The 7,616-nt window shown below is 69.6% G+C and carries 5 protein-coding genes; 1 reads left to right on the top strand and 4 read right to left on the bottom strand.

Annotated features, from left to right (window positions below; genetic code table 11):
• Nucleotides 1–70 precede the first annotated feature (70 nt).
• On the top strand, nt 71–874 hold the full coding sequence (locus tag DPV79_RS09345; protein ID WP_113045261.1) for an SH3 domain-containing protein: 804 nt from the start codon (nt 71–73) through the stop codon (nt 872–874).
• A 140-nt stretch (nt 875–1,014) separates the two neighbouring features.
• Here the strand turns inward: DPV79_RS09345 and ilvD are convergent, their stop codons facing one another.
• The 4 genes from ilvD to DPV79_RS09325 form a co-directional block, all read right to left on the bottom strand.
• Nucleotides 1,015–2,874: a dihydroxy-acid dehydratase gene (gene ilvD, locus DPV79_RS09340; RefSeq protein ID WP_113045260.1), complete on the bottom strand. Its 1,860-nt coding sequence runs from the start codon at nt 2,872–2,874 to the stop codon at nt 1,015–1,017.
• Between the two features lie 284 nt (nt 2,875–3,158).
• Nucleotides 3,159–4,181: an Ldh family oxidoreductase gene (locus tag DPV79_RS09335; protein WP_021156669.1), complete on the bottom strand. Its 1,023-nt coding sequence runs from the start codon at nt 4,179–4,181 to the stop codon at nt 3,159–3,161.
• Nucleotides 4,174–5,766 carry an aldehyde dehydrogenase (NADP(+)) gene (locus DPV79_RS09330; protein WP_113045259.1) on the bottom strand — a complete coding sequence of 531 codons (1,593 nt, stop codon included), beginning with the start codon at nt 5,764–5,766 and terminating at the stop codon, nt 4,174–4,176. Before DPV79_RS09330 ends, DPV79_RS09335 begins: the two co-directional genes overlap by 8 nt.
• 76 nt (nt 5,767–5,842) lie before the next feature.
• The gene (locus tag DPV79_RS09325; RefSeq protein WP_113045258.1) at nt 5,843–7,468 is read right to left on the bottom strand and encodes an APC family permease; all 1,626 of its coding nucleotides are present in this window, start codon (nt 7,466–7,468) and stop codon (nt 5,843–5,845) included.
• Nucleotides 7,469–7,616 lie beyond the last annotated feature (148 nt).

Genomic DNA, 7,616 nt, shown 5'->3' with positions numbered 1-7,616 from the left:
CCACTGGGGTGGCGGCTGGGGCGGGCATCGGCACTGACCGGCGCGCGGCGGCACCGCGCGGGAGAGCATCATGAGGAATTCGATTGTCCGAAGTCTGTACGCCGTCCTGCTAGGCCTCGCGGCCGCGCCGGGCGTCGCCGATGCGCAGAGCAGCGCCTACACGAACTCGCCGGCCGAACTGTTTGCGGGGCCGGCGCCCGACTATCCGGTGGTGGCGCAGATTCCGCCCGACACGGCGCTGGACGTCTTCGGCTGCCTGAGCGACTACTCGTGGTGCGACGTCGCGCTGCCGGGCGTGCGCGGCTGGATCGATGCGCAGTTGCTCGAGTATCCGTACCAGGGCAGCTACGTGCCGTTGCTCGAATACGGCGCGATCATCGGGGTTCCGGTGACGGGGTTCGCGATCGCCGCGTACTGGGATCGTTATTACCGGCACCGTCCGTGGTATCACGACCGCGATCGCTGGGCGCATCGTCCGGAACCGCGGCTCGGCCCCGGAGGCATGCCGCCGGGACAAGGCCGTCCGCAACCGGGCGGGCCGATGCAGGTTGCGCCGGGCGGCCCGCCGCCCGTGCACGACGCGCGGCCGTCGGCTGCACGCGGCGGCTGGAACGGCGCAATCCGCACACCGCCGCCGGCAGCACCGGCGCCTTCACCGATGCCGGGCGGGGCGGGCAACGCGCGTCCGGCCAGCCCGCCGCCGGCCGCGCTGCGCCCGCCGCCCGCGCCGGGTGGCGACGCGCGTCCGATGCCGCCGCCGGTGCGTCAGGGAGGCGCGGGCGGCGGCGGTTATGCGCGGCCGCAAGGTGGTGGAAACGGTGGCGGTAACCACGGTGGTGGCGGAGGCGGTGGCCCCGAGGATTTCCGTCACTGATGTCGCCGGCGCTGGGGATTCCCTGGCGCCGGACGAAAAAAAGCCGCTCCGGAGAGCGGCTTCCACAGCGGCGCGGGCGGGATATCCTGCCCCCAGCCCGACCGGCTGCGCGTGGCGGGCAGCCGGCGGTGCTGCTCGCGTCAGTCGTCGAGCAACGACAGGTCGCGCACGGCACCCTTGTCGGCGGACATGACCAGCTTCGCGTAGGCCTTCAGCGCCGCGGACACCTTGCGCGGACGCGGCTGCGCAGGCTTCCAGCCCTTCGCGTTCTGCTCTTCGCGGCGGCGCGCCAGCTCTTCGTCGGACACGAGCACGTTGATCGTGCGGTTCGGGATGTCGATGCGGATCTTGTCGCCGTCGCGCACGAGGCCGATCGCGCCGCCCGCCGCGGCTTCCGGCGAACAGTGGCCGATCGACAGGCCCGACGTGCCGCCCGAGAAGCGGCCGTCCGTCAGCAGCGCGCATGCCTTGCCGAGCCCCTTCGACTTGATGTAGCTGGTCGGGTAGAGCATCTCCTGCATGCCGGGGCCGCCTTTCGGGCCTTCGTAGCGGACGATCACGATATCGCCGGCCTTGACCTTGTCGTTGAGGATGTTCTCGACCGCTTCATCCTGCGATTCGGTCACGTGAGCCGAGCCTTCGAACACGTGGATGCTCTCGTCGACGCCGGCCGTCTTCACCACGCAACCGTCGAGCGCGATGTTGCCCGTCAGCACGGCGAGGCCGCCTTCCTTCGAGAACGCATGCTCGTACGAGCGGATGCAGCCTTCCGCGCGGTCGAGGTCGAGGCTCGGCCAGCGCGTGTCCTGGCTGAACGCGACCTGCGTCGGGATGCCGGCCGGGCCGGCCAGGTAGAACGTGCGGACCGCATCGTCCTGCGTGCGGACGATGTCCCACTGGTCGAGCGCATCCTTCAGCGACGGCGCGTGCACGGTCGGCACGTCGGTGTGCAGCCTGCCGGCGCGGTCGAGCTCGCCCAGGATCGCCATGATGCCGCCTGCGCGGTGCACGTCCTCGATGTGGTACTTGTTCGTGTTCGGCGCGACCTTGCACAGCTGCGGCACGACGCGCGACAGGCGGTCGATGTCCTTCATCGTGAAGTCGATGCCGGCTTCCTGCGCGATCGCCAGCAGGTGCAGGATCGTGTTGGTCGAACCGCCCATCGCGATGTCGAGCGTCATGGCGTTCTCGAACGCCTTGAAGCCCACCGAGCGCGGCAGCACGCGTTCGTCGTCCTGCTCGTAGTGCTGGCGGGTGAGCTCGACGATCCGGCGGCCGGCGCGCTTGAACAGCTGCTCGCGATCGGCGTGCGTGGCCACCACCGTGCCGTTGCCGGGCAGCGACAGGCCGAGCGCTTCGGTCAGGCAGTTCATCGAGTTCGCGGTGAACATGCCCGAGCACGAACCGCAGGTCGGGCAGGCCGAGCGTTCGACTTCAGCGACGTCGGCGTCCGAATACGACGGATCGGCCGCGATCACCATCGCGTCGACGAGGTCGAGCTTCTTCAGTTCGACGGTCTTGGTGACCGGGTTCGCGAGGCGCGTCTTGCCGGCTTCCATCGGGCCGCCCGACACGAAGATCACCGGGATGTTCAGGCGCATCGCGGCCATCAGCATCCCCGGCGTGATCTTGTCGCAGTTCGAGATGCAGACCATCGCGTCCGCGCAGTGCGCGTTCACCATGTATTCGACCGAATCCGCGATGATGTCGCGGCTCGGCAGCGAATACAGCATGCCGTCATGGCCCATTGCGATGCCGTCGTCGACCGCGATCGTGTTGAATTCCTTCGCGACGCCGCCGGCAGCCTCGATCTCCCGCGCGACGAGCTGGCCGAGATCCTTCAGGTGCACGTGCCCGGGCACGAACTGGGTGAACGAGTTGACGACCGCGATGATCGGCTTCGAGAAATCGTCGTCTTTCATGCCGGTGGCGCGCCAGAGCGAGCGCGCACCCGCCATGTTGCGGCCGGCGGTGGAAGTTTTGGAACGGTAAGTGGGCATTGTCGTTGCTGAAGAAATATCGCGGGAAAAGGGTGGAGGCACGGGGAATAAGGGCCTCTCTCGCGCCCGTGCGAACAACCTCTTGAGCTGCGCCCTGGGCAAACCCGGCGATTATCCCACAGCCGCCGCGGGCGTGGCGCCCGCGGGGCCGGCAACCGGCGCCGCAGGCGTGCCCGGCGTAAAACGTGCCGAAGGCCGCGGAACGGCCGCGCGACCGGGCGGGGAGGTGCCGGGCCGCGCATCGATCGGTGATCGCCGCGCGATCCGGCCCCGTGGGCAGGCGATCAGTCGAGCAGCGTCAGGATCTCGTCGTACAGCGCCTTCGGAATCCGCACGCCGTTCGCGATGCTGCGCGCGCGGGCGTCGAAGCGCCGTTGCGACGGCAGCCGCGCGCCCTGCGCGACGATCGATTCGAACATCCGCTCGCCGCGCGCGAGCCCCGTGTCGAGATCGTCGCCGAGGAACACCTTCGGGTCGAAGGCGATCACGAGTTCGCCATGGCACGGCGTCGCGCCGACGCCTTCGTCGAAGTCCATCGACTCGCGGCTCGTCATGTCGCCGATCAGCGCGCCGCCGAGCAACTCGACCATCGCCGCGAGCGCAGACCCCTTGTGACCGCCGAACGTGCGCATCGCGCCCTGCAGCGCGGCCTTCGGATCGGTGGTCGGCCGGCCATCGGCGTCGATCGCCCATTCCGGGGGGATCGCCTTGCCTTGCTTCGCATGCAGCTCGATATCCCCGCGTGCGATCGCGCTCGTCGCGAAGTCGAACACGAACGGCACGCCGCCCGGGCGCGGCCACGCGAACGCGATCGGGTTCGTGCCGAACACGGGCTCCCTGCCGCCTTCCGGCGCGACCCAGCTATGGCTCGGATTCATCGCGATGCCGACCAGCCCCTCGGCCGCGATCGCCTCGACTTCCGGCCACAGCGCGGAGAAGTGGTAGCAATGGTTGATCGTCATCGCGGCGATGCCGTGCTGTTTCGCCATCTCGACGAGCACCGGCAGGCCCGTTTCGAAGCTCAGCAGCGAGAAGCCGCGATGCGCGTCGACCGCGACGATCGACGACGACAGCCGGCGCAGCGTCGGCACGGCTTGCGGATCGACCTTGCCCTTCTTCAGCGAACGCACGCAGACGAGCAGCCGGTACACGCCGTGCGAATGGCATTCGTCGCGCTGGCCCTGCGTGATCACGTTGGCGATGGCCCGGGCATGGGCGTCGGACATGCCGTGGTGCGTCAGCACGCGCAGCGCGAGCGCGTGGACTTCATCGAGCGACAGGACGACTTCGGCGGTTTGCTCAGACATGGTTCACCTCGCGCGGCGCGGGCACGCCGTCGATGCGTTGCGGCACGTTCAGCGGATTGCCGTTGCGGATCGCGTCCGGCAGCAACGCATCCGGCAGGTCCTGATACGACACGGGGCGCAGGAAGCGCTCGATCGCACGCGCGCCGACGGACGTCGTGCGCGTGTCGGACGTTGCCGGGAACGGGCCGCCGTGCACCATCGCATGGCCGACTTCGACGCCCGTGCCGAAGCCGTTGACGAGAATGCGGCCGGCCTTGCGCTCGAGCGTCGGGCGCAGCGCGGCGAACAGCGCTGCGTCGTCGGCGGCGAGATGCGCGGCGATCGTCAGCTGGCCTTCGAGCGACTTCAGCACGCGATGCAGCGTGTCGGCGTCCGGGCAGCGCACGATCAGCGAAGCGGGGCCGAACACTTCTTCGCGCAGCTCGGGGCGCGCGATGAACGCGTCGGCCGACGTCGCGAACAGCGCCGCGCGGGCCTGGTAGCGACCGCCCTCGACGCCTTCCGCCAGCCGTTCGACCGCATCGTGCCCGCGCAGCGCCGCGACGCCTTGCGCGTAGCTCGCGTGGATGTGCGGTGTCAGCATCGTTTGCGCGGCTGCCGCGCGCACGGCATCGGCCGCCGCAGCTTCGAACGCGCGCAGCGCGGGCCCGTCGACCGCGAGCACGAGGCCCGGATTCGTGCAGAACTGGCCGGCGCCGAGCGTGAGCGATGCGACGAACTGCGGCGCGATCGTGTCGTGGCGCGCGTCGAGCGCGGCGGGAAACAGCAGCACGGGATTGATCGAGCTCATTTCCGCGTAGACGGGAATCGGCTCGGGGCGTGCGGCTGCGATGTGCATCAGCGCGACGCCGCCGCGCCGCGAGCCGGTGAAACCGACGGCCTTGATGCGCGGATCGGCGACGAGCGCCTGGCCGATCTCGCGCGATGCGTCGAACAGCAGCGAGAACACGCCGGCCGGCATCCCGCATTCGCGCGCGGCCTGCTGGATCGCGCGGCCGACGAATTCCGACGTACCGGGATGCGCCGAATGCGCCTTGACGATCACCGGGCAGCCGGCCGCGAGCGCCGACGCCGTATCGCCGCCGGCGACCGAGAACGCGAGCGGGAAATTCGACGCGCCGAACACGGCGACGGGCCCGACCGCGACGTTGCGCAGGCGCAGGTCGACGCGCGGCAGCGGCTTGCGTTCGGGGCGCGCCGGATCGATCCGCGCGTCGAGAAAGCCGCCGTCGCGCACGAGCGACGCGAACAGCGCGAGCTGGCCGACCGTGCGGCCGCGCTCGCCTTCGATGCGCGCGCGCGGCAGGCCCGTTTCGATGACGCAGCGCTCGATCAGGTCGTCGCCGAGCGCCATGATGTGGCGGCCGATCGCGTCGAGAAACGCGGCCCGTGCTTCGAGCGACGTTTCGCGATAGATGTCGAACGCGTCGTCGGCGAGCGCGCAGGCCGTCTCCAGGTCGTGCAGGCTCGCGCCGCCGAAGGCGGGCTCGAGCCGTTCGCCGGTGGCGGCGGCGATCGCGTGGAGGGTGCCGTTCTGTCCGGCGACGGCGGACTGGCCGATCAGGAGCTGACCTGTGAGTTGCATGGTTTTCCTCGGAAAAAAACAGGGGCCGGGCGTGGGGCGCCCGGCCGAAGGGATCATGGGAAACGGCGGGGGCGCGTCAGTCCTCGTCGTCGTCGAGCTGCAGCTTGTCGGAACGGACGCCTGTATTCGCACCCCAGTAGTAGATGACGAGCGCGACGGCCGCGACGACGACCGTGTCGTACGGATGGGCGAGCCGGCCCGTGCCGCCGAAGCCGCCGAGATACGACAGCACGATCATCGCGGCATAAAACGCGATCAGCCACGCGGACGAGCGCACCTGCTCGGCGAGGCTCAGGTGCGTGGTCGGCACCCAGCGGCGGCACGCGAGATAGATGACGAACATCACGATCTGCAGGCCGAGCAGCCAGGACACCGTGCTCCAGCCCGACCAGTAGACGATCAGCGCGGCGATCACGAACGATGCGGGGCCGGTGATGCCGAACGCGCTCGCGCGGAACGGCCGCGGCAGGTCGGGCGCGGTGCGGCGCAGTGCGGCGACCGAGACCGGCGCGACCGCATAGCTCAGCACCAGCGCGGCGGACACGATGTTGATCAGCGCTTCCCACGACGGGAACGGCATCGTCCAGAAGATCGCGAGGCCGAACGTGAGCCACAGGCCCGCGCGCGGGATGCCCGACGCTTCGTCGACGCGCGTGAACACCTTGAAGAAGGTGCCCGTCTTCGCCCAGCCGTAGACGACGCGCGGCGTCGCGTTCATGTAGATGTTGCCGCAGCCGCTCGGCGAGATCATCGCGTCAGCGACGACCATCACCGCGAGCCAGCCGACGCCGAGGGCGAGCGCGATGTCGCGGTACGGCAGCGTGAACGCCTTGCTGATGTCGTGCCAGCCGCCGGCGAGCATCGCGGTCGGGATGCTGCCGATGAACGCGAGCTGCAGCAGCACGTAGATCAGCGTCGACAGCAGGATCGACAGGATCAGCGCGATCGGGATCGTGCGCTGCGGATTGCGCACCTCGCTCGCGACCGACACGATCGGCGTGAGCCCGAGGTACGCGAAGATGATGCCGCCGGCGGACACGGCCATCTCGATACCCGGCATGCCGAACGGCGCGAAGCCGTGCACGGTCAGGTTCGCGGGCTTGAAGAACGTGAACAGCACGCCGATCACCGCGAGCGGCACGATGAACTTGAAGACGCTGATGATGTTGTTCGCCTTCGCGAACGTCTTCACGCTCGAATAGTTCAGGTAAAAGAAGAAGCAGAGCAGCGCGGCCTGCACGAGCCAGCCGAGCGTGGTCGGGTCGCTCGATCCTTCGACCGTCAGGCCCGGAAACCACGCGGCCGCGTACTGGCGCGCGGCGACGACCTCGATCGCGATCAGGCTCGAGAACGCGATCAGCGTGATGAAGCCCATCAGGTAGCCGAGCAGCGGGCCGTGCGAGAACACCGGGTAGCGGACCACGCCGCCCGCGCGCGGCAGCGCGGCGCCGAGTTCGCAGTAGACGATGCCGAGCAGCAGCACCGCGAAGCCGCCGAGCAGCCACGAGAAGATGCCGGCCGGGCCCGCGATCGTCGAGACGTGACTCGCGGCGAACAGCCACCCCGAACCGAAAATGGCGCCGAGACCGATGAACGTGAGATCGGTCAGCGACAGCTGTTTCTTGAACTTGCCGTGACCCGCGTCGGGGTGCGCGGAACGGGAAAGCGGGACAGACGGGTGTGCGTTGCCTTGGCCTGGCATGGGCTTGTCTCCTGGGGGAATGGCGGTGCAGGCGTCGAATGCGCCGCGCTCCGACGGAGCAGCGGCGCACGCCTGCCGGCCGGCGTCGCCCGGTTCGAACGACCGGGGCGGGCCGCGGGCCGTTCACGCGCGGCGCAGGCGGGCGCCG

Source organism: Burkholderia reimsis (genome assembly GCF_003294055.1).
In the GTDB taxonomy this organism is placed as follows: domain Bacteria; phylum Pseudomonadota; class Gammaproteobacteria; order Burkholderiales; family Burkholderiaceae; genus Burkholderia; species Burkholderia cepacia.
This window is presented reverse-complemented; position numbering and strand designations above follow the sequence as displayed.